This window comes from Paenibacillus radicis (ex Xue et al. 2023), from assembly GCF_024722015.1.
In the GTDB taxonomy this organism is placed as follows: Bacteria; Bacillota; Bacilli; order Paenibacillales; family NBRC-103111; genus Paenibacillus_S.
Genome location: NZ_JANQBD010000010.1, coordinates 133,771 through 160,287 on the forward strand (window position 1 = coordinate 133,771; position 26,517 = coordinate 160,287).

Genomic DNA, 26,517 nt, shown 5'->3' on the forward strand with positions numbered 1-26,517 from the left:
TACCACGGAAGATTAGAACCCCTTTCGTCCCTTCAGACGCTATTTTTGGCGTTTTGGGATGAGAGGGGTTTTTCGCGTTTTGAGTTTACGGGAGGAGGACAAAATCATGATCGTTCAAACCACACAAAAGTCGAAAGAAGAGCTGCGCAAGGAACTGCTTCAACCGGATGTTGTTACGGGGTCGGAAATGCTGCTTCGCAGCTTGTTGTTGGAGGACGTGGATTGCGTCTTTGGATATCCAGGTGGAGCCGTTTTATATATTTACGATGCCATGCATGGCAATCCGAATTTCAATCACTTGCTGACCCGCCACGAGCAGGGAGCTATCCACGCAGCAGACGGTTATGCACGCTCTACAGGTAAGGTAGGCGTATGTATCGCAACGTCGGGTCCTGGCGCTACAAATCTTGTTACTGGTATTGCAACAGCCTACATGGACTCGGTGCCGCTTGTCGTCATCACAGGTAATGTAGCAACAAGTGTGATTGGAACAGACGCCTTCCAAGAAGCGGATATTACCGGGATTACGATGCCAATTACGAAACACAGCTACTTGGTACGTGATGTTAAGGATTTACCGCGTGTTATTAAAGAAGCCTTCCATATTGCTTCCACAGGTCGCAGAGGACCGGTTCTTATCGATATTCCGAAGGATGTATCCAATGCGCAGGCGCCTTACTATTATCCGGAGAAGGTAGAAATCCGCGGCTACAAACCGACGGTTCAACCGAATAAGCTTCAAGTGGACCGCATGATCGAGGCTATTGCCGAGGCGGAGCGTCCAGTCATTCTTGCCGGTGGCGGCGTTGTGTACGCAGATGCTTCCAAAGAGCTGCTGGAGTTCGTAGATAAAACGCGTATTCCTGTAACAACTACCCTGTTGGGTCTGGGAGGCTTCCCGAGCGCTCATGAGCTATGGCTGGGAATGCCGGGGATGCACGGAACGTATACGGCGAATCACGCGCTGCAGGATTGCGATCTGTTGATTGCTATCGGGGCACGGTTTGATGACCGTGTGACGATGAAGGTAGACGGCTTTGCACCGAGAGCGAAGAAGATCGTTCATATCGATGTAGATCCTGCCGAAATCGGTAAAATCGTAGAAGCAACCATTCCGGTTGTAGGCGATGTAAAAGCTGTGCTTCAATTGGCATTGCCAAAAGTGAAGCCTTCCCAATCGGAAGCGTGGATTAAGGAAGTTACTGAGAACAAGCGCAACCGTCCGCTGCGGTATAAAGATTCCGATACGGAGTTGAAGCCACAGTATGTAATTGAGATGATTCACGAAACAACCAAGGGCGATGCAATTGTAACGACAGATGTTGGGCAGCATCAGATGTGGGCTGCACAATACTACAAGTTCAATCATCCTCGTTCATGGATTACATCCGGCGGCTTGGGAACAATGGGCTTCGGCTTCCCTTCAGCCATCGGTGCTCAAGTAGCGCATCCTGACAGATTGGTTGTTTCCATTAATGGTGACGGCGGCATGCAGATGTGTTCTCAAGAGTTGGCGATCTGTGCTATCAACAAAATTCCGGTAAAAATTGTTGTTATCAACAATCAGGTGCTGGGAATGGTTCGCCAGTGGCAGGAGATCATTTATGACAATCGCTACAGTCACATCGACCTGGCCGGCAGTCCGGACTTCGTTAAGCTGGCTGAAGCCTACGGCGTTAAGGGCTTGAGAGCAACGAATAAAGAAGAAGCCCGCCGTGTTTGGCAGGAAGCGCTGGACACCCCAGGTCCGGTACTCGTCGAATTTTTCGTCCGCAAAGGCGAAAATGTGTATCCGATGGTTACACAAGGCTCGACGATAGATCAAATGATAATGGGGGATTCGGAATGAGCCACAGACATACCATTTCCGTATTAGTAAACAATCAGCCTGGCGTGCTTCAGCGGGTTTCCGGTTTATTCGGCCGCAGAGGCTTCAACATTGAGAGCATTACCGTAGGGGAGTCCGAGGAATCGGGCTTGTCCCGTATGGTAATCGTAACTACAGGCGATGATAAAACTTTGGAGCAGGTTTCCAAGCAGCTGTACAAATTGATTGATGTCATTAAGGTTATAGACTTGAGCTCTAACCCAATGGTAGCACGCGAGCTGGCGTTGATTAAGGTCAATGCGGAGCCAAGCTCCCGCCCTGAAGTGCTCGGTGTAGTTGAAACTTTCCGCGCGGCTGTGGTTGATATTGGCCCCAGTTCATTAATTGTACAGGTAGTGGGAGATTCACTGAAAATCGATGCAATGATCGAATTATTAAAGCCATACGGTATCCGTGAGATTTCTAGAACAGGCGTTACGGCGATGATCCGCGGATCAGTTAAATAAAAAAGTACACATAAGGTTTTCTAGAAAGCAGATTTAGAGTAAAATGTACCTTGGAGTGGGGGGTACAGCGGATAACTTCGTGCAGGAGTCAAATGCGAAAAATGTCGGTCTGCTGCGGACTGCAAAGTTGAACGGCAGTTAGCAGTTATGCAGAGCAGCACATCCGTAGCTTTACCGATGAGGGTTGTCCGTTATATCGCCCACTCACAGGGTTTTTAAATTAAAGGAGGAACTATTATCCATGGCAGTTACAACTTATTATGAAAAAGATGCAGATCTTAACGTATTACAAGGTAAAACAATCGCTATTATCGGTTACGGAAGCCAAGGCCACGCTCAAGCACAAAATCTTCGCGATAGCGGCTTGAAAGTAATCGTCGGTCTTCGTCAAGGTAAATCCTTTGAGCAAGCTAAAAACGACGGATTTGACGTATACTCCGTAGCAGAAGCAACTAAAATTGCTGACATCGTACAGCTTTTGATGCCTGACGAAACACAAGCAAGCGTATATAAAAATGAAATCGAGCCGAACTTGAAGCATGGCGCAGCAATCATGTTCTCCCACGGCTTTAACGTTCACTTCGGTCAAATTGCTCCGTCCGCGGACAAAGACGTATTCTTGGTAGCACCTAAATCCCCGGGCCACATGGTTCGTCGTGTATATGTAGAAGGCTTCGGCGTTCCTGGACTTATCGCTATCGAGCAAGATGCAAGTGGCAAAGCTAAGGAAATCGGTCTTGCTTATGCTAAAGGTATCGGCTGCACACGCGCGGGAGTTATCGAAACTTCATTCCGCGAAGAAACAGAAACTGACCTGTTCGGTGAGCAAGCCGTTCTTTGCGGTGGTGCTTCTGCATTGGTTAAAGCAGGTTTCGAAACATTGGTTGAAGCAGGTTATGCTCCTGAAATGGCTTACTTCGAATGCTTGCACGAATTGAAGCTGATCGTTGACCTGATGTATGAAGGAGGCTTGGCTACAATGAGACATTCCATTTCAAATACTGCTGAGTACGGTGACTATGTAACTGGTCCTCGCATCATCACTGACGAAGTTAAGAAAGCAATGAAAGACGTGCTTACAGATATCCAACAAGGTAAATTTGCTCGTGACTTTATCTTGGAAAATCAATCCGGCCGTGCATTCCTTACAGCGACTCGTCGCCTGGAATCCGAGCATCCGCTTGAGCAAGTAGGTTCCCAGCTTCGTGAAATGATGCACTGGATCAAGAAATAAGATTTGCTCATTTGTGGTAATATAGTGTTGAATGAGGTCGGCTTGAAGACAATGGGGAATGCTCTTTTTTCTCACCTTCGAGCCGTACCTTTTTCTGCTTAAAGGCTTATGATGTAATTTTCTTACGAAAACTCTTAGGAGGTGACCCAACCCATGAGAAAAATATACATATTCGACACTACGTTGAGAGACGGGGAGCAATCGCCGGGTGTGAATCTCAACATGCAGGAGAAGGTGGAAATTGCGCTGCAGTTGGAAAAGCTGGGTGTCGATCGTATTGAAGCCGGCTTCCCGGCTGCATCTCCTGGTGACTTGGCAGGTGTAAATGCGGTTGCCCGCGCAGTCAAAAACGCTTCTATAATCGGCTTGGCGCGTTCGCGCGAGCAGGATATTGATGCGGTGCGTGAAGCGCTGAAGGGAGCTCAAGATCCTTCTATTCACGTATTCTTGGCAACGTCCCCTATTCACCGTAAGCATAAGCTGCGGATGGAAAAGGAGCAGGTGCTGGCAACAGCCGAAGCAGCGATTCGTTATGCGAAGAAATATTTCGACAAAGTCGAGTTTTCACCTGAGGATGCCGGCCGTACGGAGCTGGACTTTCTATGTGAAGTAACAGCTATGGCTATTCGTGCTGGTGCGACAGTTGTTAATATTCCGGATACGGTAGGCTACTTGAATCCGAGCGAATTCGGTAACATTTTTAAAACTTTGAAGGAAAATGTAGCAGGTATCGAGAGAATTCAACTAAGCGCACACTGTCATGACGACTTGGGAATGGCTACCGCTAATGCGCTGGCTGCTGTATTGAACGGTGCCGATCAAATAGAGGGTACGATCAACGGAATTGGCGAACGCGCTGGAAATACTTCGCTTGAAGAAGTAGTTATGGCGCTGGAAACGCGTCAAGATTTCTTTCAAGCGAAAACATCGCTTGTGTTGGGCGAGATTGCCCGTACAAGCCGTTTGGTCAGTAAGCTGACAGGAATGGTCGTTCCTGGCAATAAAGCGATTGTAGGGGCCAATGCGTTCGCGCATGAGTCCGGCATTCATCAGGATGGCATGCTTAAGGAGAAGACGACCTACGAAATTATGTCGCCTGAAATGATCGGCTTGAAGGACAGCAAGCTCGTACTGGGCAAGCATTCCGGCCGTCACGCATTCCGTGAGAAGCTGGTTGACATGGGCTACGATATGATTGACGAGCAGCTGAATGCAACCTTCGCCAAGTTTAAAGACTTGGCGGATAAGAAGAAAAATGTAACCGATGAGGACATTCGCGCATTGATCGAGGAGAAATTGATCGAAACGCCGGAAGTGTTCGTGTTGGATACGATGCAGCTGTCTTACGGTAATCAATCGGTACCTACGGCGACTATTCGTGTCAATAAGATTGAGGGCGGTACGGCGGAAGAAGCTGCTGTCGGCAACGGTTCCGTGGACGCCATCTATAAAGCGATCGACAAGGTAACGAACGAAGAGGTCGAGCTGGAGGATTACTCGATCAAATCCGTTACTCAAGGCAAGGACGCGCTTGGCGAAGTGCATGTTGTATTGCGCCAAGGCGATTACTCCGTTCAAGGCCGCGGCGTAAGCACGGATATTTTGGAAGCAAGCGCGAAGGCGTACATTGATGCGATCAATCGTTTGATCGAGAAGCGCAAGTCGCCTGCCCGCAATAGCCGTGATAATGTAACCCTGATCTAAAGCCGGGTTAACTTAGACACCCCGATACCAAGCCTGATTTCAGGCGAAGTACCGGGGTGTTTTTACATTTTTCAATAGATGGATAGATAAGCTTTATACTTTGGCCTCAGCCTTTGACGGAGCCGACCAAAGCCCCTTTGGCAAAATGCTTTTGCAGGAACGGATATACGATAAGGATCGGTAATGTAGATACAACGATAACCGCCATTTTTACACTTTGCTCCGGTGGACGCACATAACCTTCATTGAAGACAGATGTATCTGCGTTAAACCCGCTGGCCAGGATGACAATCTGACGCAATAGTATTTGAATCGGCCATTTTGAAGCGTCATTCAGGTACATGACGGCATTGAAATACGTATTCCAGTAGTTAACGGCATAAAATAAGGATATCGTTGCAATCGCAGGCATAGAAAGTGGGATCACGATTTTGAATAAAATTCCGATATCATTGCAGCCATCGATTTTGGCCGATTCCTCCAAGCCGTCAGGTAAGTTTTGAAAAAAGCTTCTCATAATGATTAAATTAAACGCATTAATTGCCGTCGGAAGTATGAGTGAGAAATAAGAATCAATCAGTCCCATAGCTTTGACGATCAGAAAAGTTGGAATCAATCCTCCCTGAAACAGCATCGTGAATACAACCAGAAAATTTATTAATTTGCGACCGTCCAAATCTCTCCGCGTCAGGCCGTAGGCCATCAAGCAGGTCAAAAACATACTGATGGCCGTACCGACCACGGTTACGCCGATGGATACCCCTAATGCGCTGAAGAGAGCATCCGTTGATAAAATATATTGATAGGCATTCAAGCTGAATTGTGACGGAATCAATATAAAAGGTTTTCTGACCAGTTCCTCGGCAGTTGTAAAGGATCCCATGAGGACGTGCATTAATGGAAGAAAAGTAATTACTGCAACGATAGTCAATAATAATAGATTGCCTGTATCAAATAAACGGCTTGCCCATGTTTTGTCATGAACCATGGCGTGAACCTCCTTATCCGTTTAGTGCGTTATCTGGCTAATAGATGCCGTCTTCACCGAACTTTTTGGCTAATTTATTAGCTAATACAACCAATACTAAGCCAATGAACGATTTGAAAAATCCTACAGCTGTACTGAAGCTGAACTGTCCTTGCTTCAAACCGGCTGTGTATACATACGTGTCCAGTATTTCTGCGACATTGCGGTTCATCGAGTTAAGCAGCAAGTATACATGCTCAAAGCTTAAATCAAGAACATTCCCGATACGCAGAATGAGCAGTACGACGATGACGGTGCGGATCGATGGCAAAGTTACATGCCAAATTTGTCTGAACCGACCGGCTCCATCCATACGGGCCGCTTCATATAGCTGGGGATCGATAGCGGCAATGGCGGCCAAGTATACAATCGTGCCCCATCCGGCTTCTCTCCAAATGACCTGAATAATATAAATCGGATGAAACCAACTATCGCTCAGCAGGAAATTGATTTTGGGAAAACCGTAATAAGCCATCAGTTGGTTGATAATACCATCATCCATTGTAAGCATTACATAAGAGATAGACACAATAATGACCCAGGATAAAAAGTGGGGAATATAAATGATCGTTTGTACAAAGCGTTTAAAGAAGGCATTTCTCACTTCATTCAACATAATCGCAAGCAAGATGGGTATAGGGAAATAAAACAAAATGTTGTAGACAAACAAGATGAGTGTATTTCGAAATATAACCCAAAATTGCGGCTCGCTGAAAAGCTTGTTGAAATGCTTCAAGCCAACCCATTCACTACCGGCAAACCCTTTATAGGGAAGGTAGTCCTGGAACGATATAATCAATCCCCACATAGGAATGTACTTAAAAATAATGAAGTACAGCAGGCCCGGCAAAATCATCATATACATGAAGCGGTTGCGCAGTAATCTCTTCATTAACGGACTGCTGGAACTCACGGCCGTTATGGAGGCGGTAGCAGTATCGTTCATATGTTACTTGCCGCCCTTGAACGCAGCATTGTACTCGTCGATAATCTTGGCGCCGCCTTCGTCTTGCCATTTCTTCACATCTGCCTGGAAGCCGGTTTCATCAATCTTGCCCAACATAAATTTGTAGGTTGCGTCTTTAATAATATCTCCGATTCTTGCGCCTTTTTCGTTGAAGGTAGGCGAGTTAAGGGGCACAGTTGGATCTTGAACCGCAAAGTTTACCGCTTCATCGGATAGCTTAAAGCCTTTTTCCTCCACAGGGATATTGTACAGTAAAGGCAGAACGTTCATGGAGTCAGTCAGAGCAAGAGTTGAATAGGGTTTGACGTCTTTTTCTAACAATTTTGTATCGGCGTTCGGAACGACCTTGCCGTCTTTTAACGTGTAATGCTCGCCTTCAACGCCATATTTCAAATAGTTGACGATATCTTTATCGAACCATTTATCAAAGAAGGTTAAAATTTGCTTCAGCTCAGCTTCCGACTTGACGGCTGATTTTGGAAACATTACGAGCGTGCCATAACCGGGAAGCGCCCAGACGCCGGGTTTTCCATTTGTTCCCAGAATTTGGTTGGCGACATCGTATTGTGCTTCCTTGACGTTTTTGGAGGTTTTATCTTGAATAACCCCTGCATCGGTTAATGCCCCGATATACATACCTGAGGTTCCGGTATACATCATGTTTTGCTGATCGGTCTTGGAGGTAACCGGGAAATCCTGGTTGATCAAGCCTTCATCGCGAAGCTTTTTAACAAATTTCATTGTATCCATATACCCTTTGGTCATAAACTCGGGAACAAGCTTCCCATTTTCAACTCCCCAGCCGTTCGGTGTCCCGAAGTAGGAGCTCAATGTTTTGAAAGAACCGTAAATCAGGTCGTTGCGGTCTGCGAGCGGAACGGTTTTGGGGCCGCCGGCTTGCGATTCCTTGAATTTTTTTAACATATTGTAAATATCATCGGTTGTTTTGGGAGCTTGCAATCCCAGCTTGTCTGCCCAGTCTTTTCTGTAAATAATCCCTTGCCGGGCAAGAGGTCTCTCTTTATAAAGCGAATAGATTTTTCCATCTACAGCCGTATTATTTAAAGTTTCTTTATTTAGCTTGCTCAAATTCGGATAATCCTTCAAATAAGGGCCGATCTCCCAAAATTGCTGGCTTTTAATCGCATCACGCAGTTGAATGAAGGAAGATTGGTTTTTAATATAAGCGGCCTGCGGAAGGGAGTTTGTTGCAAATGCAGCCTGGAATTTCTCATCATAGGTTCCGTCGGGAACCCATTCGAACTTGATGTCCATTCCGGTTTTCTCTTCAATTAATTTCTCGATTTTATCCGAAGGTACAACCGGCGTTTGCAAATTAACCATGATCGTAATCTTATTGGATTGTGGTTGAGCTTTACTTGATTTGGCCTCTTTCTTTTCATTGTTGGATGCAGGGGAACAGCCGGCCACAATACCAGTTACCAGTGCGAGTATACTTAACGCATTTAACCATCTGAAATTCCGCGCTTGCATGTTCATTTTCGTTAGACCTCCCATTAATAAGTGGATTTACTCTTGATCCAGTTCTATTAAATATAAATTGTTTTTGTTGTCGTCCCGGTCAGAAGCAAACAAAATGAGCTCTCCGTTCCAGCTGAAGCAAGGATGGGCATGTCTGCGTCCGTCATACCAGGAGGTTCCATGGTAGCATAGTGTTTGTGGAACCGGCTTTTCTTGAGTCATATCTATAAGGACCAGATCATCAACCTCATCACCCACCAGTAGCGAGTTGTCCGTATTGGCATGATAATGGTTGCAATAATAAGGCAGCTCGACCTTCTTGAGAACTTCGCCTTTCCTATCCACTATGGCAACGTAAGGCATTTGATCAGCCTCAATGTCGTGTACAGTTTCTACTGTTGCTTGTGTGCGGTCGGAAGTGATGGTACCATCATGCCCTTTTCTGCGGTTATCGAAGAAGATGTTGCCTTCCCGGGTCCAGAACTCATGGCCAATGCTGTCATCCTCCTCTTGACGGAAGCAGGGGGTTACTTTGCGAGAGACGGCGTCAAGCATCCACATCCGCTGCTGTACCAGATTCCACGGGCCTTCATGACAAAATAAGGCTACGGAGCTGTCATCCGGTGAAAATTGAAAATGATTGATATAATGCGTGCTCTCATGCACATCGAGCGCCCTGGAGCCATCCATGTACGCAAACGTGATCACCGAATTTTTAATCGCATACATCATTTCTTTAAATCCTGCATAATTGGCGCCGCGGACTAAACCGACCTTCTCGTTACGTGGAATGCCTACATATTTCTTGTCCGGGCTGATGAAAGGGCCGCCCATCGTGTAGTTGCCGGTTTCTTCGTATATAACTTCGGACTCCATTGTTCTGGTATTCAGCTTTTTCATTAGGTTGCCAACGGTGTAAATTAAGTACTCGCTGTCAGGGGTTTTTGTATATTTGGTTAATCCTTGCTTCTCGTCAGTTATCTGAGTGATGATTCCGCTGTCCAATTCCATTTTGAAAAAGTTGTATTGCTCTGGCTTCTCAGACCCTCGGTCGGACAAGAAATAAATGTCTTTATCCCCTAAGGTGAAAGAGTTATCTGTAAAATATAATTGAAAGTTGTTGCTCTCCCCGGATGTTAATTGGGTAACCATCTTGCCTGTCTTTGCATCTTTGTATGTTTTCTTCTCAGAAGGATACGTTTTACCGATCATTGTAAGTAACTCCTCCGCAAATTTCTAGTAATTTGTAATTAGCTTTCCAACATTTGCTGCCAGATGGCAGCATCTACCGGGATACCATGTCTCAGGTTTTCAAGACGCCTGCGCAGCGTATCTTCTCCCGGATATCTTATATTATCTTGAGGAGACACTGGATTAGCCGAATGTATGTCACAGATGGTTTCGTTTATACGCTGCGTCAGTTCATTGTAATCCGAAAATGTTTGCGTATCGAAAGCAAGGAACACTTGAGACACTTGAAGCTCCACACCAAGCTTTCCTATGTCTCGGGTTGATTTTCCCCCGGAAAGAACCATCCCGATCATATCGAGCATGAGGGCTAGGCCGGAGCCTTTCCAAAATCCAATGGGCAACGGGCGCTGGCTTTGCAGGATAGCCCCAGGATCTCGGGTTGCGTTTCCCTCATTATCGAAGCCCCCGTCGACAGGAAGCTGCTTTCCTCGAAGACTGTAGTTCGTTAGTTGCCCGTAGGAGAATTGCGACATTGCCATATCCAACACCAAATGCCCATCAGGCCGGGGAACGGCAAGTACGATCGGATTATTGCCAACTTTAGCTTCGGTACTGCCCCAAGCAGGGAGATTCGGATTCGTGTTCGTCCAACAAATCCCGATGCAGCCGGCTTCAGCAGCCTGCCAGCCATAGCTACCGCCACGCATCCAATGGTTGGTGTTGCTCAATGCGACGCAGCCCATGCCATGGAGCTTAGCAAGTTCAATGGCCCGCTTCATCGATGCATGTGCATTAAGATTGCCGGGCCCGCTTCCTCCGTCCCAACGCTCGGATGCTCCGAAACTAGCGGTCAGCCTCGGCTGAGCGTCAACATGGATATACCCCTTACGAATAAATTCTAAGAATAAAGGGAATCGGTTCAGCCCGTGTGAAGGAATGCCGTCCAAGCTTGCTTCAGCAAACAAGGTTGCGCAAAGCTCGGCTCGATCCGTGCTCAGCCCATATTTCACTAATACATGAAGAAACTGCTGCTGCATTTCGTAGTAAGGTACCCGCAAGTCGTAAGATCACCCTTTCTTTTCATTATTTTTTGTGGTAGCTCTGAAAAACTAGTCTGATCATATAAGGGATAACCCCATTACGCATAGAATCATTTCGTTGGCTCTTGAAATAACCGTTAAAATCAACTCATTTAAGCGATATAACACGAAATATACAATTTAATGATTATGTGCGGGCTATGCATGATTATTGCCCTGTCAGCATCCTTCTACTAAAATGGGTATACGCTTTCATTCTTTAGAAGGAATTTCAGGAGGATCTTGAATGTTGAATAAACGGAGTATCTTTTTAAAAATGATCCTGTTCGGCAGTGCTCTATGTATTTTGCCTGTAATCGTACTCGGCTTTTTTTCGTATTTACGCTCCTCCGAAGCTATCCAAATTCAAGTGAAGCAGGGGAACGCCCAATTTTTAACTCAATTAAAAGGAAATATAGAACAAGTGCTGGTTACTTTGGACAATAATTTAAGCCAGGTTATCAATTCTACGACATTTCAGGAAGCATTTTACCGTCAGCTCACCGTATATGATTTTCAACTGTTAAACAGCCTTAAAAAAAATATGAGCTTTACCCAATCCGTTGATAGTAAGGTGACGGACGTTCTGCTGGCTAATACGGAAAATAATTGGTTGATCAGTAATGACGGACTTTATGACTTTGACAAGTTTCCCAAAAAGGATGAGCTGTTAAGCTTTTTAGGACTGCCGCTAAGCTCTAACTGGATATTGAATCGAAGCGAATTGTCTGCCTCCCGAATGACGGAAAGCTACGAGTGCGAGTACATTGTAACTTTAGTGAAGAAGCTGCCTGTATTCAGTATGCAAAAAAAGGGGCTGGCCGTAGCCCACATTCCAAGCTGCAGTTTGTCGGCAATGATAGATAATCCGTCTCAACTGCAGGATGTCGTTGTATTCAAGGACCAACAAATTCTCATTCACCCTAATGAAAAGATGATTGGGAAATCTGTTTTGGAGACCGGATATGTAAGCAAGGAAGATTTGGCGATGTTTAGCGATCCGGAGGGTCAGTTTGAGATTAAGCGGGGGACAGGCCGGTATTCTGTATCCTACATCAGATCCGAATATAACGGCTGGATATACGCGTCCTTTACAGATATTAACCACATAACTGCCCAATCGAGAGCTATCGGCTGGTTTACGCTGTACCTTTGCCTGCTCATTATTGGTATATCGGTCTGTTTCGTTTGGTTCGGTTCACGTAAAATTTACACGCCGATTCGTCAAATTATGAGAGCCGTTATCGAGCGGTTTCCTCACCATGATAAGAATAGGCAGGATGAGTTTCAGATGATCCATGAGCACATTACTCAACTGATCGAATCCAACTCAAGCTTGCGGGGAGAAATGCAGCAATATACCAAACAATTGAGAACGACGTTTATTAATAAGCTTTTTCAAGGGAAAATGAAATCGTCTGAAATTGGGGAAGCGTTGGTTCATTTTGATTATGAAGAGCGCGTGGCCGCTTGGGAGAGGATGGCGGTGCTGACCCTACAGATTGAGATGCATGAGCAGATTCGGTACAGTACGAAAGATTTGGATCTTCTGCAATTTGCCGTTAGCAATATTTTGGAGGAAATGGTACCAGCTCATCAATGTTTAGGACCGGTAATCCATGATCAAACTCAAGTGGCGTTGGTCGGATGCAGCGGAATGAATGACAGGCAGTTCAAAAGCTACATCTTCGAGCTGGCAGAATCGATACAGCATAATATTAAGAGCTATTTAAAGCTCGTGGTAAGCATCGGCATCAGCTTGCCTTTCAGTAAGCTGGACGAAGCTTCAAGAGCCTATCAGGAAGGTTTGGAAGCATTGAAGTACCGTTTGAAGCTGGGAGAGGGGATCATTATTTCCAGTGTCGCTATGACTTCTGGCAAACAGCCGGCTGTTTTTTCATACCCGCAGCATATTTCCGGCGAATTGATCGATTCCATAAAGCTAGCTGATCAAGACAAGGTGCGGGAGCTGCTTAAAGAATGGATGGAATATGTATTTAGCAAAGAGCGTATGCCGTGGGAATATCAGAATATGTTAATGCTATTTCTCAACGAGCTGATGGTTGTGCTTCAGGAGTCCGGTATTAGTATGGGGGAGCTTGGCATGGAGGGCTGTTCCTTGTATGAGGAGCTGCTTCAGTTGTATGTTGGCGCGGATATTGAAGCATGGTTTCAATCTCGAATCCTTATACCGATGATTCATGTATTTACCAACAGGAGAGATTCGCTATACCATAACCTTTCCGCTCAAATCATCGACTTTATTCAAACTTGTTACCTGGAAGATATTACACTCGAGCAGTGCGCAGCCAGGCTTCATTACAACTCCTCTTATTTAAGCACTGTTTTCAAGCAGGAAACAGGCATGACATTCAGCGATTATTTGGCCATGTACCGTCAAAAAGCAGCCAAGCAGTGGTTAATTGAAACCAATATGACAGTAAAAGAGATTGCCAAGCAATTGAATTATAACAATCCGCAAAACTTTATCAGGTCTTTCCGTAAACAAGAAGGGATGACTCCTGGGACATATAGAGAAAAATTCGGCAAACAAGTTCCGGAAGGTGAAAGTCTTTGAGTAGGAGCCTAAATTCGAACAACAAAGGCCTATTATGTCAAAAGCCCAAACTTTACGCTACATGGTCACATACCATAAAGAAGTTCCTTTAAGAAGGGAGGATGAGATCTATGGGATTGGGAGCTGGAGTAGGTGCAAGTTGCGGAGGTTTTTTCACTAGCACTGGCGTGATCTTGGTTTTGTTCATTCTATTGGTTATCGTTTCGCGTGCCTGGATCTAAGTATGATCTTATGAAGTTGGTCTTCTAAGGCTATTTTCACAAACGGAATAGGGACCAACCATACAGTATGGCATGAACCCCCGGGTATTCCGGGGGTTTTCCATTTGTAGTCAGACACGAATGTATCTTCATCGAGAGGGCTTGATCTAAGCTTCTCTTAAAATATACGAAAGTTTAAGTTGCTTTACAGCGATAAAGCGAGAATACCCTTTCTAATGTTGCTTAAATCATGGAGCGAAAACAGATATTCAAAGGTTGCTCTCAATGTAAAGGAGACCAGAATATTCTTACGGCAGCCGAAAGAAAGATGTTAGATGGAAATCCTCCCGTTAATCCAGCTTGGATATCGGTTGAAAGCAATACAACTGGAAAAACTCCAGCTAATCTAGGTGATAGGGATGATATCAGCCAAAATCCTTAGAATTAGCGGGAGAAATTCCAGTTATAGCGCTTGGAACGCTATTTTTCGGAGAAAATAACGTGACATTTTCCTGTTAATTGCGTGGGGTTCTCAAAAGGGTAAACCCTAGTGAGTGAATCCCATAGAGTGTGCAAAAGAACCTTTAATGGAGGTCTCTTTGCAACTCTATATTCAGGATAAAATGCCGGAAGGGCTGTCCTAAAATGAATTTTGGGATAACCCTTTATACGGTTTGCAGCATTTTTTGAATAGCGCGGTCTAATCGGGCAAAGCCCTCTTTCATCTGCTCATAATCCGTATGGGTGAAGTTGAGTCTCATTGCATTTCTTTTGGGCTCATCTGCAAAGAAGCTTACGCCCGGTACGAATGCAACGCCTTCTTCAACAGCCAGCTTCATCAGCTTCTCCGTATCGATTTCCTCTGCTAGTTCTATCCAGATGAACATACCGCCTTTGGGCTCATTCCAGTGGAGTCCCGGCCAGTTCTGCTGATTCAGCAGGTCAGCCATCTGGCGCATCCGAGTTTCATATTCGCTGCGGACCAGATCGATATGCGAATATAGATCGAAATGTTCGAAAAGCTGATGCAAGGCTTGCTGATCCATCGTACTGGAATGCAGGTCGGCAGCCTGTTTAGCGCGGGTCATCTGACGAATAACGTCAGGATCGCCGATTGCCCAGCCGGTACGTAATGCAGGTGCTACGATTTTAGAAAAGGTGCTTGTATACAGAACAGCACTGCCATGCGGATGCTTGTCTAATGAAAAGATCGATGGCAGTGCTTCTCCGCCGCCAAATCGAAGCTCTCCGTATGGATCATCCTCGAGGATAAGCACATTGTTACGTTTGCAAATATCTAATGTTCCTTGACGTCGCTCGAGGCTCCAAGCTTTGCCCGCAGGGTTGGAAAAGGTAGGAACTACATAGATCATTTTAGGGTTATACTGCTTGATCTTTTGTTCCAAATCGATTAAGTTCATGCCGTCCGCATCACCATCTACGGAAACAATACGCGCTTTGTGGGACTGGAAGATTTGAATGGCTGCCAGATATGTCGGGCGCTCCACGAGAATGATATCGCCGGGATCGATGTAGACGCGGGTAAGCAAATCAATCGCTTGCTGGGAACCGGTCGTGATCAGCATATCGTCTACGCCTACGTGAATGTTCTTGCGCTCCATGTGCTTGGCGATGCTTTGCCGCAGTGGTGTATAGCCTTCGGTTAGGCCGTACTGCAAGACCTGCTTTCCTTCTTCGAAGACACGCAAAAAAGCCTCACGCACAGCGTCGATAGGAAAATACTGCTCATTTGGCAGTCCGCCGGCTAGTGAAATAATGGACTTTCCTTGAGTGAGTTTTAAAATTTCTCGCACAGCAGAAGATTTAAAGCTATCAATAGTATCGGAGAAACGGTAATCCATATAGATGCTCCTTTAGCCTGAAATAATATTCCTGATTAAACAATATAACTATCATTTTAATCCTTTAATAGCGATAAAACAACATGGAATATAGTTCGTAAGGCGAAGCAATGGAAGCCGTTCGAAAGGCGATTAAAGTCTGAGTAAAGATTGGCGCTCCGCTTGGGGTTTGCAGGATCGGCAGACCCCAACCACCTTTTCGACTCCAGAATAGAAAGTCAGCTCCTTCGGATTAACCTTACGCTTACAGTACGAACAGCTTTGCTGTTGTTTGGAAGGGGGCAATTTACCGGATGAAGCAGATGCCGCAGAGCGATTAAGTCTGGAAGAGCGTTTTTTTGCAAATGGATTACCAGGATTCCGCCGTTTGCGGATTTTAACAAAAACAAAGACGATTAAGATAACAAAGAGGAGGGAAATGACGATAATGGAGCTTGGGGTCCATATGTTATTGAGCATCTGTATATCTCTCCTTTACCTATTGATGACCCTATGAGCTTACATAAACGCAACAATTAGAAAACTGGCTATTATGGATAAAAGCCCTAAAGGTATTCCTATTGCCAGACCGATCAGGATGGATTTGGAATTATAGCCCTTCAGCGATTCTGTAGTACCTTTATCTATTTTTTTTACATGGTAGACCAGGCTGATATTAATGCCGATTATTGTGAGAAGAAGGACTGGAATAGTGAAGAGCATCATATCCTGAATGGTTATAAGGGTTGGTGGAAGCTGCATAAAAAAGGATTGAGCCAGCATCATCAGTGCCACAAACAGCTGCGCGGAAACTTGAGTCCATCTAACCTTGGTAAATTCCTTTCCGAGCTTTTTCGCTTCGTAAGTAATGAGCTCTCTCATTGCAGGGAATAATCCGAACAAATTATAGTTCAATGTCTTGGAAATAATATTCATTACGGCCAGGATAAGAATGATAACGCCCAAGGTTCGTTGAAAAACTGCCAAAGAATAAACATGAATGATAAAAGTAAATAAAATTGTCGCTATCAATATAAAGGAATTGACTAAAATGAACTGGGTAGTTCTTAGTTTTCTTAGTCGAAGCACATCCATGGAGCCACCACCTAGTATGAGTTAACCTAATTTTACCATAAATGAAGCGGGGTGTTAATAAATATAGGATTCGAAAGCTGCCGTCCTGAAAGCTTATTGTTTTTTCCTATTAAGATCATAGATTTTATATCTTTGTAATGAACGGCTAATTATGGTACAAAGGATATTATCTAGAACTTTATGAAATAGGAGTGAATATAAGTGGCGGATGTAAAAAAAATCGCAGTTATTGCAGGAGACGGTATCGGTCCTGAAGTTATCGCTGAAGCGGAAAAAGTATTGAAGAAAACGGAAGAGATTTTTGGCTATCGTTTTGAAACCGAGCACGGCTTATTTGGCGGAATCGCAATCGATGAGACAGGTACTCCTTTGCCGCAAAATACATTGGAGCTTTGTAAAAAAGCGGATGCAGTTCTGTTAGGCGCTGTAGGCGGTCCGAAATGGGACAACAATCCGAAGGAGCTTCGTCCTGAAACAGGATTGCTCGGCATTCGTAAAGAGCTGGGCTTGTTCTCCAACATTCGCCCAGCAGTTATTTTCGACTGTCTGAAGGATGCTTCCACATTGAAGCCTGAAGTATTGGAAGGAACGGATCTGATCGTTGTCCGTGAATTGACTGGGGGCATTTACTTCGGCGAGAAGTTCCGCCGCGAGGGTGCACACGGGGAAGAAGCGGTTGACACTTGCGTATACAACGTGCAAGAAATTGAGCGCATTGCTCGCCAAGCGTTCGAAATTGCCCGCACGCGCAGCAAGAGACTGGCTTCCGTCGATAAAGCTAACGTTCTTGAAACATCCCGCTTGTGGAGAGAAACCGTTATTCGTATCTCCGCAGACTACCCGGATGTAGAGCTTGAGCACATTCTGGTTGATAACTGTGCAATGCAATTGCTTCGCCGCCCATCGAGCTTCGATGTAATCGTTACTGAGAACATGTTCGGTGACATTCTGAGCGATGAAGCAGCTATGTTGACAGGCTCCATCGGGATGCTGTCATCCGCTTCCCTGGGCGAAGGCGCATTCGGCTTGTACGAGCCCGTACACGGTTCTGCACCGGATATTGCAGGCCAAGGGATCTCCAACCCGATCGCAACCGTTCTTTCCGTAGCATTGATGTTCCGTTTGACATTCGGTTACCACGATGCAGCCGAAGCTATTGAACGTGCAGTGAAAGAAGTGTTGGATGCCGGTCATCGTACGGGTGATATTGCTGTTGACAAGAGCAAAGCAATTGGAACAACAGCCATGGGTGACTTGATCGTGAACGCTATTAGAAAATAAGGGCGGAAGCTTAGCGAAGACTCTTAGGTCCATTCGGTCAAGAATGCTTAAGGGTCTTTACTTTGTATGATATTAAACTTATATTTCACAAAATAGTCAGTAAATTATAATTATTATTAAATAGTAATTATTATAATATTGACTTTCAAGAGGTCGAATGTTACGATTTTAATCGAATAATCTCTAGTAATAAAAGGAGGAAATAAGCAGATGGCAGAACGTTTGGTAGCTAAGCAAGCTCCGGATTTTACACTTGAAACAGCTAATGGAGACGGTGTAGGTTTCGGCAAGGTTTCTTTATCCGATTATAAAGGTAAATGGTTGGTTTTGTTCTTCTATCCGCTTGACTTCACTTTTGTTTGCCCTACAGAAATTACAGCATTAAGCGAAAGCTATGATGAGTTCAAGAAATTGGACGCTGAAGTACTTGGCGTTTCTGTTGATAGTGTACATACCCACCGCGCATGGATCAACACTCCTGTTGACAGCAATGGTCTTGGTAAATTGAACTTCCCGTTGGGCGCAGACTTGACTAAACAAGTTGCACGCGATTACGGCGTATTGATTGAAGAAGACGGTATCGCTCTTCGCGGCTTGTTCATTATCAGCCCTGAAGGCGAATTAAAATATCAAGTGGTCAACCACAACGATGTAGGCCGTAGCGTAGAAGAAACTTTCCGCGTTCTGGAAGCATTGCAATCCGGTGGATTGTGCCCAATGAACTGGAAAAAAGGCGACAAGCACCTGGTTGCTCAATAAGCCGGCTTTCCTAATTTAAACAGCCTTTATCATATTTTAAAAAATCCCTCTGGTCTGCTATACTGCAGCTAGAGGGATTTTTGTAAATGAGCAGGAGGACATTCGAGTGGAAGTATTGGATAGTTTGAAATACAGCGAGAATCATGAATGGATTCGAGTGGAGGGCAATCGCGCTGTAATCGGTATGACTGATTTTGCACAAGAGGAGCTAGGTCAGATCGTATTCGTGGAGCTGCCTGCAGTCGGCGATGTTTTGAAAGCGGGAGAACCTTTTGGCAGCATGGAGTCGGTAAAGACTGTATCCGAGATGTATGCTCCTGTGTCAGGGAAAGTAGTGGATATTAACCGTTTGCTACAAGCGGATCCAAGCGCAATTAATATGGCGCCCTATAGTGGTGGATGGATGATCGTGATAGAAATTGCCGACCCAGCTGAGCTTGAGCAGTTATGGGATGCGCGGAAATACGAAGATACATACGGACATGAGTAAAAGCTTGAACATGAATAAACAAGGAAGCCTCCAATGTCACTGCTGCCAGTGCGATGGAGGCTTCCTTGTTTTGAGTCGTGGTAAGGTTTAAGCGCTTTGTTATTATTTCTTGGTAAGCTGCTTGTATTTTTCCATATACTTGACCACTGCCAGCACATAAGTGGCATGTGACCAGGTTAATGGCGCTACGGAAACTGGCGCTCCATCAAAAGGATCGAGCTGTTCAGGCAAAATGCCGCTTTCTATTGCATGTTTGACGACCCACTCCAGTGTGCCTCGCGGCTTTTCGAGGTCCTCAACCGTTTTGGCATATTCGATTTCCCATTCGGCAATCCAAAGCGTACAGATAATCCACGGATTACCGGGCACTTTCTCAATGTCGGATGAACGTTGGAAGTAATAATCGTGATAATAGCGGGCCACACCGCCAATATCGGTTTTGATGGTCAGATGCTCACGGTTTGCTTCCATCGTTTTGACGACACGATAGTCATCAGCCGGCAAAACGCCGAATTCGAATATTCCGTATACGCTGCTCTCGTAAGTACGGTCTCTCACCCATTGACCGTTTTCCTGATACAGTCCTCTTACAAAGCGCTGCTCTTCTTCATCCCACAGATGCTTCAGAATTCCCGACTTGATACGCTCTGCGGTATGTCTGTAGCGGCTGCTTCGTTCTTCATCGCCGAACAGACTACAGAAATTCGCTGCCGCGATCAGCCCGCCGTATACAGCGGAGGTTGTAAACGTAAAGATGCCATAACGTTCCTCCCACAAGTCGTAGCTGGGCTTAGGCAGGTTCAAATCCTGATCAATATAGCTCGACATGAATCGAGCTGCACGACGAATCAGGGTGCGATATAAGGATTGCGGAAGCTCGATAGTACCGTGCTTCTGGAAGTCCTGCCACAGGGCAAACAGGACAAGAGCTGTTTCATCCTCTTGAATCGGCAGCTGTTCATTGCCGGCATGAATGTAAGGATGCCAGCTGGAGCCGACGGTTCCGTCTGGATTGTATTTATGATGGAGATAACCCTCCGGTGATAGAACATTGGCACAGAAATGGAAGAAAGGCGTAATCATCCCTTGATAGCCGGCCATGGACATCGCGTAAGCGATTAAGGCGCCATCACGAGGCCACATATAGCTGTAATGGTCACGGTTGCTTTGCATGATATCAGAGTCATTGGCTGCGATAATCGCACCATTGACATCCGTTTGTGTGCGAACAATGAGCAGGCTTTGCTTATACATCCGAATAATCTCCGGACTTAGATTGCCATAATCTCGCTCTGATTTGTTAACCCAACGCTGCCAATATACTTTGATGCGATCCAGCAGCTTGCCGGGATGGCTCTCTTTAACATAAGTGTCGAGCTTCTTGACTTCCTCCAGGTTTTTCCCGGCGGTCATCCAATAATACATCGTTTCGTTCGAGTTTGGCGGTACATGCAGCCGGAAGCTGATGGTGCTATCTACGGAGCCTTGGGCAATGGCATTGCCCATCAGATGGCCATCTTCAGCATCCCGCCATGTTCCTTCAGCATTATAAAATCTTTTGACACCTGTCGTATATTGGAAAACTCCATCGGGTCCGGTACTGCCGCTAAACATAAAATATTTATCTTTTTTATAGTGAAAGACGGTATTGTTAGAGGGGTAATAAGCTGCCGTATCCCCCACTTCGGTCTCATTGATAACCAAATCTTGATTGAAGAAAACACGAACCTCACGAACGGTATCCCGCTCATTATGAATTTGTATTCTTTTCAAGTAAATATCTTCTCGTTGATGAACTCCATCGTTAATAATAAGGGTGATACCCAAATGAGGATGTGTTGCTGTAACCTCGGTGATCAGGGAATCCTCGACATAGGAAAGATTAAAATCCCATTCCGGATCGCTTAGCCAAGCAAAGGCTCCATCAACCCATAATCCCACTCTACATTGATAGCCGCCGATGTGGTTTAATTGGCCCACATAAGGATAATATAAATCCCGCATATACGTGTACTGATCTAAGTTGATCAAAAATTTCCCGTTTCCGATGACTAATTGTCTTGGCAATCGACCCACATCCTTCTATTTCTGGAGTGTACTTCTTCAATTTAGAGTACCTTTTTCTTCCTGTATGGTCAATCCTAAGTAACGGATGAAAACGGATACTTAACGAAATTTTGAAAATATTTTCATTATTATGCCTTAACCATTTCTATAATTCTACTATTTCCTCTATGAATAGGAACTATACTTGCTAATTTCGATTCTTGGACAAAATAAAATCTCCTGCCCGAAAGCGGAGATAGGGAAGCCCATAAAGAGGACGTTTATGAGTTTGATTTTACTTAGTCGATACATCCACGATAAGCTAAAGGCCAACGGATTATTAAGTTGTTTGTATATTAGGAACTCGTTGAAGTTGGGTTAACCGCATGACTAAATCGTAAGGATTATCGGATTGTATCAGCTGCTGTACTTGTTCTTGATCGATATTGTCGCAAATATGGCTGTGACCCGTATGATACTGGATATGCATCTGCGAAGATTGGTCGTCGTAGCTTACATAGGCAATCTGTTTGGAACTGATGGGAATATACTTCATGAGACCCTCTCCCTTCAAGATGGGAATGAAAAATCCGTATGCTGTGCAGAAGCTGCCCGGCAACGGATTTTCATCGTCTGCTTATATTTATGATTATTGAATCATGTTTAGACCGCAACATTTGGAGCTATTTTCCGTCTATAGTATAGGCATTTAAAATTTGCCCCTGTAAAGCGCTATCGCAATAGATTTTGAATTATACAGCAGTTCATGAATATAATATTTCCTATGGAAACCAAGTAAAAGGAAACATTTAACTGTGCGTTCATTTCGACAAAAAAAGAGGATTTCAGCAAGGTCAGGTAGAATAGAATAAAAATCGCTTTTTGCTGGAGATATCAAGGAGGCGTGATTCTATGAGTTTTTGCTGCGGCGCCAGTATGATCGGAACCCAAGGAACCTTGAAGCATATTCGTACCCAGATCCACAATGTGCCTTTGTTGTTTTGCCCTGTATGCCATCGTGTCGAGGTACATCATATGGTAGAAAGCGAATACGAAATTTTGGCCGAATACGCCCATGGGGACGGAGCCCCGGAAGTGGACTTTCAGGAATATGTAGATACCCGCAGTCAAGCGGAATTATATGAGAACTGCGTCAACCATGAGAATGAGGACCCGATGGAGGTCGTGCGAAGCCAGATTGATATGTCTTTGGATCTGCTAATGGTAGCCAAGACATGGCACGATGTCGAATGGGAAGAACAGCTTAAGAAAAGGCTGAACATTCTAAGCAAGCGCAGAAACAAGCTGAAGAACAAAAAGACGACGCGAGGCTTAACATAATCGGACTTGACAACGTCTCGTATAGGGACGTTGTTTTACTTTCAGACGAGTTGTTCTGACACAGTCATAATTTTCTCACATATTCATGTCAGAGAGGCTCCAAATTAGACAAAAGTCTGTGATCGGAGACGGCGATTAAAAGTTTACAATATAATGTGCCAGAAGACCTAGAACGACCCCCATAATCATCGCGGTCACAGCGAAAAACTATAGTGTGAGGTGGAACGATTGCTGCTTGTTTTATTTAAGAAGTTTCTCGGAAAACGTCAATCTCACTCATCAGAAACGTCGGATTCGCTGCCACCGGAACAACTGGTGCTTCAAATTCAACAAGGTGACTTACGACTACGCAATCAATTTATTACGGATTATCAGCCGTATGTTGCGAAAGTGACGAGCCGTTTTTGCAAAAGATATATAGACCCTGCAAGAGATGATGAATTCAGCATTGCTTTGGGTGCTTTCAATGAAGCCGTTAACCAATTTTCATCGGAGGCGGGGCGGTCGTTTCTCGGTTTTGCGGAGCAGGTCATACGGCGTCGCTTAATTGACTATGTCCGCAAAGAGCAGAGATTCGCACACCAGACGCCTTACAGCACCTTTGAGGTTGAGGATGATGAGGATAACATTGTAAACCCGGTGGAAATTCATCAGGCTATTGAGCATTATGAGAAGCAAAAAGGGATGGAGGAACGGCGAGGAGAAATAATAGATTTGAACCGTTGCTTATCTGATTTTGGCATTCAATTTGCGGATTTGGTAGACGCGTCTCCCAAGCATGATGATTCCAGGCAAGCTTTGTTTGCTATAGGCAGACAGCTGTCGGGGAATCCCGATTTAATGCGGACCATGCTGACGAAACGGATGCTGCCAATCAAAGAATTATTAGATTTGGTGGAGGTGTCTAGAAAGACATTGGAGCGTAACCGCAAGTTCATTATAGCTGTTGCTTTAATTTATAATGGTCCTTATCCGTATCTTAGGGATTATTTACATATCAAGGATCAAACACAGCTTATATAGAGAGTGGGGGGAAGCAAATGAATAAAGGCATCGTCATGGAGATGACGGATAAAAGCATCATAGTCATGCGTCAGGATGGCAAGTTTGATAAGATTTCCAGAAAAAACCGTTCTTGCGAAGTGGGCGAGGAAATTCTATATGCTGACGCAGGTGTTAATTGGGCTAATCCGTCTGTAGCCGGCCGTTCCGCAATGGTTGCGGCGGTCGTGTTCTGCCTCGTAGTTTTCGCCAGTTTTGCAGGCAAAATAGGCAGCTCCGAAGTCGTTGCCTATGTATCACTCGACATCAATCCTTCGGTTGAGATGGGGATTGATGAGAAGGAGCAAGTGCTCGAGCTTCGCGGCTTAAATGATGATGGATCGGAACTGATCCAGGCGGTTGATTTTAAAGGAAAGACATTAGAGAAAGTGACAGCTTCCCTGTTGGACAAGGCTGAACAGAAGTCGCTGTCTAAGGGTGAAGCGGATATTGTAATCGCTAGTTCAATAGTCCTGGATAAAGGTACTGTCGATGATGCGAAAATTGCTGAAAAGCTTCGGCAGCAGGTAACTGAGCATATTAAGCAAACGCATCCTGACCAGACTGCCTCCTACCAGGTAGAGGCTTTTGCTGCGCCCCAGGAGATTCGCGCGGAAGCTAACAAAAGCGGCGTATCCATGGGTAAATATTCCGTTTATTTAAACGCCAAGAGCAACGGGGTTGAAGTGACGGTTGATGATTTAAAGAAAGAGTCTATTCATAAAATCATCAAGGATAATTCGGATAACAAATCCGCGGTTATTCAGCCCGAGAAAGTACCGACTAAGGAAGCTATAAAAAAGCTGATAGAGGAGGAAAAGTCGGGCGAATTGGATAAGAAGCTCGATGAGAAGAAGAAAGAACGGGCAGCCAAAGATAAAGATACCGGGAAGAACACGAATACAACCAATAACGGTAAAACGGATCCGAAAAAGCCTGCTGTTGGAAACAATAACAACAATAAAGAGGATGACCGCAAGGATGACAAAAAGACCGGCGGCTCTCCTGCCACTACCAAACCAAATACTTCAAAGCCGGATACTACAAAACCAGGAACTCAATCTCCTGGTAGTGTTCGTCCCGTAGATAACAAGAAGGATGACGGTAAGGACGACGATAAAAAGAATGACCCTAAGCACGATAATAAGAACGATAGCAAAAATGATAATAAAAACGATAATAAAAACGACAACAAGAAAGACAATGATCCTAAAAAGGATGACGGCAAGAAGGACGATAACAAAAAAGATGACCCCAAGCGTAATGATGATAATAAACAGCAGGACGTCAAGAAAAACGACGATAAAAATGATGATAAAAAAAACGATGATAAGAAGAAAGCAGATGATTTGAAAAAAGAGCTGGAAAAGAAGAACGAGACTCAGAAAAAAGATGATAAGGCCGATGATCGGAAAAAAGAAACGGACACTAAAAAAGAATCGGACAACAAGAAAGACACGGATAACAAGAATGATAAGCGCTAAACGCTTCTTGCTTGCTTAATGTTTGACACAAAGGCCCATAAGGGCTGATGTGTCTCTTTTTTTTGCACATAAATTTACAGACCTTCATGACGGAGGATGGATGGGTGTGATAAAATGAGAACTTGAATATACATAGAAAATTGTGTAAGGGAAATTCAAAAAAATTGATTTGGAACATGCTTATTGGCGGGGAGAATTGCAGGCTTTTTAGTGAAGTGATGTTATAAGTTAATATGGGAATAGGGGAGAATAAGCCGTGAGATATACTTTATTTGGTCAAACAGGTCATCGAGTATCAGCTCTGGGATTCGGAGCGATGAATCTGCCAGGAGTTCCGTTGCAGCAAGCAGGAGATGCGCTAAATTACGCATTGGATCACGGCATCAATTATATCGATACGGCGGCGGGCTACCGCAACAGCGAGGAGATTATCGGTGAAACGATAGCGCACCGTCGTTCGGAATATTTTTTGGCAACGAAGACGAATAAGCGGGATTACGCATCAGCCAAGGAAGAAATCGAACGCAGCCTGGTACGCATGAAAACCGATGTTATAGATTTATTGCAAATTCACTATGTCAACTATGTCAATGAGTACAAAGCGGCTATGGATGAGAACGGAGCTTACAAAGCCGCGCTGGAGATGAAAGAAGCAGGAAAGGTTAGATTTATTGGAATTACTGGACATAGACCGGAGCTGCTGACGAAATGGATCAGCAACGGGCAATTCGATCAGGTTCTGTTTCACCTGAATTTAGCTCAACCGTTTGCATTGAATGAGCTGATTCCGAAGCTAACGGAAATGGGAATGGGCAAGGTAGCAATGAAGCCTCTGTCTGGCGGATTTATTCAACCGGTCGAGAAAGCGATACGTTTCCCTTACAGTCAGGATGTGAACGTAATTATATCCGGTATGGTAAGCGTGGATGAGGTTAAAGAAAACTTGGCAGCCATGGAGCAAGAAGTTGGACAAGCTGAGCGTCAAGAGCTGGAAGAGCTGGCACTGCAGCTGGGAACTCATAATTGCCGCCGCTGTAATTACTGCTCCTGTCCCGTTGATGTAAAAATTCCGGATATTATGATTTCGAGCAAAATTCGCGATGTATTCGGATTGCTTCCGAAAGGCGAAGGATTTTTTGAAAAGCAAAAGGACAGTATCATGTCCTGTGCTGATTACGAGCCCTGTAAGGAGAAGCCGCTTTGCGAGCAGCAATGTCCGTATCATCTACCGATGCAGAGGGTTGTGCAAGAGGCGGCTTCGTACTATAGCTAATAGCTGAGCAGAGAAATGAAGAACCCGTCTCTGTGAGGTACAAATTGGAGGCTCATACCGATGGATTTAA

At 44.8% G+C, this 26,517-nt stretch carries 22 protein-coding genes; 13 read left to right on the plus strand and 9 right to left on the minus strand.

What is annotated here, in order from left to right:
- Positions 1 to 106: 106 nt before the first annotated feature.
- From ilvB to NV381_RS15355, 4 genes are all read left to right on the plus strand, one after another.
- Entirely contained in the window at positions 107 to 1,849 is a 1,743-nt protein-coding gene (ilvB, locus tag NV381_RS15340; protein ID WP_258214165.1) for a biosynthetic-type acetolactate synthase large subunit, read from the plus strand.
- Positions 1,846 to 2,334 (plus strand): acetolactate synthase small subunit, encoded by a 489-nt coding sequence (gene ilvN, locus NV381_RS15345; RefSeq protein ID WP_258214166.1) that lies wholly within the window; start codon positions 1,846 to 1,848, stop codon positions 2,332 to 2,334. The genes ilvB and ilvN overlap by 4 nt, the downstream gene beginning before the upstream one ends.
- A 241-nt stretch (positions 2,335 to 2,575) precedes the next feature.
- Positions 2,576 to 3,568 carry a ketol-acid reductoisomerase gene (gene ilvC / locus NV381_RS15350; protein WP_258214167.1) on the plus strand — a complete coding sequence of 331 codons (993 nt, stop codon included), beginning with the start codon at positions 2,576 to 2,578 and terminating at the stop codon, positions 3,566 to 3,568.
- 153 nt (positions 3,569 to 3,721) lie between these two features.
- A complete protein-coding gene (locus NV381_RS15355; protein WP_258214168.1) occupies positions 3,722 to 5,272 on the plus strand; it encodes a 2-isopropylmalate synthase in 1,551 nt (516 codons plus the stop codon).
- 106 nt (positions 5,273 to 5,378) lie between these two features.
- On the opposite strand, the gene NV381_RS15360 is transcribed toward NV381_RS15355, so the two are convergent.
- From NV381_RS15360 to yiaK, 5 genes are read right to left on the minus strand one after another with little or no spacing between them, the layout of a single operon-like run.
- Complete coding sequence (locus NV381_RS15360; protein ID WP_258214169.1) at positions 5,379 to 6,260, minus strand: carbohydrate ABC transporter permease; 882 nt, start codon at positions 6,258 to 6,260, stop codon at positions 5,379 to 5,381.
- A gap of 37 nt (positions 6,261 to 6,297) precedes the next feature.
- Entirely contained in the window at positions 6,298 to 7,245 is a 948-nt protein-coding gene (locus tag NV381_RS15365) for an ABC transporter permease (RefSeq protein ID WP_258214170.1), read from the minus strand.
- Between the two features lie 3 nt (positions 7,246 to 7,248).
- Positions 7,249 to 8,760 carry an extracellular solute-binding protein gene (locus tag NV381_RS15370; protein WP_419182272.1) on the minus strand — a complete coding sequence of 504 codons (1,512 nt, stop codon included), beginning with the start codon at positions 8,758 to 8,760 and terminating at the stop codon, positions 7,249 to 7,251.
- Positions 8,761 to 8,796: 36 nt separating this feature from the next.
- Positions 8,797 to 9,960: an oligogalacturonate lyase family protein gene (locus tag NV381_RS15375; protein ID WP_258214172.1), complete on the minus strand. Its 1,164-nt coding sequence runs from the start codon at positions 9,958 to 9,960 to the stop codon at positions 8,797 to 8,799.
- A gap of 38 nt (positions 9,961 to 9,998) precedes the next feature.
- A complete protein-coding gene (gene yiaK, locus NV381_RS15380; RefSeq protein ID WP_258214173.1) occupies positions 9,999 to 10,997 on the minus strand; it encodes a 3-dehydro-L-gulonate 2-dehydrogenase in 999 nt (332 codons plus the stop codon).
- A 268-nt stretch (positions 10,998 to 11,265) separates the two neighbouring features.
- On the opposite strand from yiaK, the gene NV381_RS15385 reads away from it, so the two are divergent.
- Complete coding sequence (locus NV381_RS15385; RefSeq protein WP_258214174.1) at positions 11,266 to 13,596, plus strand: helix-turn-helix domain-containing protein; 2,331 nt, start codon at positions 11,266 to 11,268, stop codon at positions 13,594 to 13,596.
- 110 nt (positions 13,597 to 13,706) lie between these two features.
- Entirely contained in the window at positions 13,707 to 13,817 is a 111-nt protein-coding gene (locus NV381_RS15390; protein WP_258214175.1) for a sporulation protein YjcZ, read from the plus strand.
- Between the two features lie 644 nt (positions 13,818 to 14,461).
- Here the strand turns inward: NV381_RS15390 and NV381_RS15395 are convergent.
- Together NV381_RS15395 and NV381_RS15400 are read right to left on the minus strand one after the other, a co-directional pair.
- Positions 14,462 to 15,658 (minus strand): PLP-dependent aminotransferase family protein, encoded by a 1,197-nt coding sequence (locus tag NV381_RS15395; protein WP_258214176.1) that lies wholly within the window; start codon positions 15,656 to 15,658, stop codon positions 14,462 to 14,464.
- Between the two features lie 498 nt (positions 15,659 to 16,156).
- Entirely contained in the window at positions 16,157 to 16,732 is a 576-nt protein-coding gene (locus NV381_RS15400) for a hypothetical protein (protein ID WP_258214177.1), read from the minus strand.
- Positions 16,733 to 16,933: 201 nt separating this feature from the next.
- Between NV381_RS15400 and leuB the strand changes: the two genes are divergently transcribed.
- The 3 genes from leuB to gcvH all read left to right on the plus strand — a co-directional run bounded on the left by leuB (position 16,934) and on the right by gcvH (position 19,262).
- Positions 16,934 to 18,013 carry a 3-isopropylmalate dehydrogenase gene (leuB, locus tag NV381_RS15405; protein ID WP_258214178.1) on the plus strand — a complete coding sequence of 360 codons (1,080 nt, stop codon included), beginning with the start codon at positions 16,934 to 16,936 and terminating at the stop codon, positions 18,011 to 18,013.
- 210 nt (positions 18,014 to 18,223) lie between these two features.
- The gene (locus NV381_RS15410; protein ID WP_171651278.1) at positions 18,224 to 18,772 is read left to right on the plus strand and encodes a peroxiredoxin; all 549 of its coding nucleotides are present in this window, start codon (positions 18,224 to 18,226) and stop codon (positions 18,770 to 18,772) included.
- A gap of 106 nt (positions 18,773 to 18,878) precedes the next feature.
- Positions 18,879 to 19,262 (plus strand): glycine cleavage system protein GcvH, encoded by a 384-nt coding sequence (gcvH, locus tag NV381_RS15415; RefSeq protein WP_258214179.1) that lies wholly within the window; start codon positions 18,879 to 18,881, stop codon positions 19,260 to 19,262.
- Positions 19,263 to 19,364: 102 nt separating this feature from the next.
- On the opposite strand, the gene NV381_RS15420 is transcribed toward gcvH, so the two are convergent.
- Positions 19,365 to 21,329 (minus strand): glycoside hydrolase family 15 protein, encoded by a 1,965-nt coding sequence (locus tag NV381_RS15420; protein WP_258214180.1) that lies wholly within the window; start codon positions 21,327 to 21,329, stop codon positions 19,365 to 19,367.
- A gap of 319 nt (positions 21,330 to 21,648) precedes the next feature.
- Positions 21,649 to 21,864: a KTSC domain-containing protein gene (locus tag NV381_RS15425; RefSeq protein WP_258214181.1), complete on the minus strand. Its 216-nt coding sequence runs from the start codon at positions 21,862 to 21,864 to the stop codon at positions 21,649 to 21,651.
- Between the two features lie 356 nt (positions 21,865 to 22,220).
- Here NV381_RS15425 and NV381_RS15430 point away from each other — a divergent pair, with 356 nt between their 5' ends.
- The 4 genes from NV381_RS15430 (at position 22,221) to NV381_RS15445 (ending at position 26,447) form a co-directional block, all read left to right on the plus strand.
- A complete protein-coding gene (locus tag NV381_RS15430; protein ID WP_258214182.1) occupies positions 22,221 to 22,649 on the plus strand; it encodes a hypothetical protein in 429 nt (142 codons plus the stop codon).
- A 228-nt stretch (positions 22,650 to 22,877) separates the two neighbouring features.
- Complete coding sequence (gene sigI / locus NV381_RS15435; protein ID WP_258214183.1) at positions 22,878 to 23,672, plus strand: RNA polymerase sigma factor SigI; 795 nt, start codon at positions 22,878 to 22,880, stop codon at positions 23,670 to 23,672.
- A 17-nt stretch (positions 23,673 to 23,689) separates the two neighbouring features.
- The gene (locus tag NV381_RS15440; RefSeq protein WP_258214184.1) at positions 23,690 to 25,174 is read left to right on the plus strand and encodes an anti-sigma factor domain-containing protein; all 1,485 of its coding nucleotides are present in this window, start codon (positions 23,690 to 23,692) and stop codon (positions 25,172 to 25,174) included.
- Positions 25,175 to 25,430: 256 nt separating this feature from the next.
- A complete protein-coding gene (locus NV381_RS15445) occupies positions 25,431 to 26,447 on the plus strand; it encodes an aldo/keto reductase (RefSeq protein WP_258214185.1) in 1,017 nt (338 codons plus the stop codon).
- Positions 26,448 to 26,517: the final 70 nt, after the last annotated feature.

Excerpts from the sequence above, each read along its gene's own strand:
- NV381_RS15370 (WP_419182272.1), bottom strand. The coding sequence starts at position 8,760 with ATGCAAGCGCGGAATTTCAGATGGTTAAATGCGTTAAGTATACTCGCA.
- NV381_RS15410 (WP_171651278.1), top strand. The coding sequence starts at position 18,224 with ATGGCAGAACGTTTGGTAGCTAAGCAAGCTCCGGATTTTACACTTGAA.
- NV381_RS15440 (WP_258214184.1), top strand. The coding sequence starts at position 23,690 with ATGAATAAAGGCATCGTCATGGAGATGACGGATAAAAGCATCATAGTC.
- ilvN (WP_258214166.1), top strand. The coding sequence starts at position 1,846 with ATGAGCCACAGACATACCATTTCCGTATTAGTAAACAATCAGCCTGGC.
- ilvC (WP_258214167.1), top strand. The coding sequence starts at position 2,576 with ATGGCAGTTACAACTTATTATGAAAAAGATGCAGATCTTAACGTATTA.
- NV381_RS15375 (WP_258214172.1), bottom strand. The coding sequence starts at position 9,960 with ATGATCGGTAAAACGTATCCTTCTGAGAAGAAAACATACAAAGATGCA.
- NV381_RS15385 (WP_258214174.1), top strand. The coding sequence starts at position 11,266 with ATGTTGAATAAACGGAGTATCTTTTTAAAAATGATCCTGTTCGGCAGT.
- NV381_RS15355 (WP_258214168.1), top strand. The coding sequence starts at position 3,722 with ATGAGAAAAATATACATATTCGACACTACGTTGAGAGACGGGGAGCAA.
- ilvB (WP_258214165.1), top strand. The coding sequence starts at position 107 with ATGATCGTTCAAACCACACAAAAGTCGAAAGAAGAGCTGCGCAAGGAA.
- NV381_RS15425 (WP_258214181.1), bottom strand. The coding sequence starts at position 21,864 with ATGAAGTATATTCCCATCAGTTCCAAACAGATTGCCTATGTAAGCTAC.
- NV381_RS15400 (WP_258214177.1), bottom strand. The coding sequence starts at position 16,732 with ATGGATGTGCTTCGACTAAGAAAACTAAGAACTACCCAGTTCATTTTA.
- NV381_RS15430 (WP_258214182.1), top strand. The coding sequence starts at position 22,221 with ATGAGTTTTTGCTGCGGCGCCAGTATGATCGGAACCCAAGGAACCTTG.
- NV381_RS15365 (WP_258214170.1), bottom strand. The coding sequence starts at position 7,245 with ATGAACGATACTGCTACCGCCTCCATAACGGCCGTGAGTTCCAGCAGT.
- NV381_RS15395 (WP_258214176.1), bottom strand. The coding sequence starts at position 15,658 with ATGGATTACCGTTTCTCCGATACTATTGATAGCTTTAAATCTTCTGCT.
- NV381_RS15360 (WP_258214169.1), bottom strand. The coding sequence starts at position 6,260 with ATGGTTCATGACAAAACATGGGCAAGCCGTTTATTTGATACAGGCAAT.
- NV381_RS15390 (WP_258214175.1), top strand. The coding sequence starts at position 13,707 with ATGGGATTGGGAGCTGGAGTAGGTGCAAGTTGCGGAGGTTTTTTCACT.